General features: G+C 71.8%; 2 protein-coding genes. Both read right to left on the reverse strand.

Annotation, left to right across the window (positions count from 1 at the left end):
• Window positions 1–121: 121 nt before the first annotated feature.
• A complete protein-coding gene (locus tag OOT08_RS02940; protein WP_325091049.1) occupies window positions 122–676 on the reverse strand; it encodes a hypothetical protein in 555 nt (184 codons plus the stop codon).
• A gap of 13 nt (window positions 677–689) precedes the next feature.
• Window positions 690–1279 (reverse strand): hypothetical protein (locus OOT08_RS02945; protein WP_325091050.1); only part of this gene is annotated, 590 nt, incomplete at its 5' end.

Genomic DNA, 1279 nt, shown 5'->3' on the forward strand with positions numbered 1-1279 from the left:
GTGTCGTGTTGCTCGGCGAGGAGCCGCTGCGCGAGCGTTGCATCTTCCATGTTTCCATAATTACGGAATCTTGGAATAAGCGCAAGCGGGCGCGCGGCCCCGCCTCGCGGACCGCCTGCGCTTAGCGCTCCGCGTCGTAGACCTCCTCCGGGTCCCGGCCGAGGATCCGGTCCCGCATGTCGATCTTGAGCACCTCCAGGTGGGCGAGCTCCGCCGGGTCCTTGTCCGGCTTCGCGGTGAGCTCGATGAACTCGTCCGAAACGATGCCCGCGTCCCGGATCACGCTCGTGACGGTCGCGTCGCCGGAGCTGATCTCGAAGACGTAGCGGGCCAGGGTGTTGCCGCGCTCGGGCCGGGCCAGCTCGGGCAGGACCTCGTAGCGTTCCTCGCGGACGGCGCGGGTCACAAGCTCGAAGGCGTCGCGTGCCCCCGGCCCGGCAAACGGCGTGCGGACGCGGATCGTGCGGCGCTCGAGCCGTCCGTCCGGCTGGGCGGCCGCGAGCAGCGGCAGGGCGCGGGCCATCGCGGCGAAGGCGTGCGAGACGCCGCCCGGGAATCCGGGGCCGTGGTAGCGCATGCAGTCGGCAAAGGTGAACCGCAGTTCCTCGCCGTCCTCCCAGACGGTGAGGGCGCGGTCGGGGTTCGGCGCCGGGCTCGGCGCGGGTCGCAGGGTCATGGTGTTCTCGCTCTCAGCGGTTGTGGGTCGGGGCAGGACGGGGCTGGGTGTCTGGATCGGGCTGGGCAGCCGCGCGGATCGTGTCGCGGAGCCAGGTCAGGCTGCGGTACAGGAGTTGGGTCGCCCCCGGCATGAAGCCGGAGCCGTGGTGGTACACGGGGTCCATCGTGCTCACGAGGACGGGCGCGTGCCCGGGCCGCTCCCATACCGCGAGGATCGAACCGTCGCGCTCGCCGTCCTCGCGGGCCAGGTCGACCAGCGTGGTCGCCCCCTCCGGGAGTGCGAGCACCCCGTGTGAGTGCCAGATCACCGAGCGGTCCGTGAAGATGCCCTGCGCCGGATGCTCCGGGTTCGGGCGCGTCATACGGTGCGGCTCCCCCGTGCGCCACCACCAGAAGATCGTGGGTCTCGGGTGTTCCGCGAACCCGGGCAGCCACTCGCCGACCCGGTTCTCCCCGAGAATCACCGCGGGCCGCCCCCGATCCAGGACATCGAGGATCGCCGGGGCCGCCAGAGCGAGCATATCGGCGCGTAGCCGGTCGCTGACGAGGAGCCCGTCCGCCGTTTCGAGCGCGGCCCGGGCCTGCTCCGCCGGTTCCCCGC

The sequence above is a fragment of the Leucobacter sp. M11 genome (assembly GCF_035726885.1).
Taxonomy (GTDB): Bacteria; Actinomycetota; Actinomycetes; order Actinomycetales; family Microbacteriaceae; genus JAPFRB01.

Bases quoted from the DNA above. Each gene is read 5' to 3' on its own strand.
- OOT08_RS02940 (WP_325091049.1), bottom strand. From the start codon at position 676: ATGACCCTGCGACCCGCGCCGAGCCCGGCGCCGAACCCCGACCGCGCC.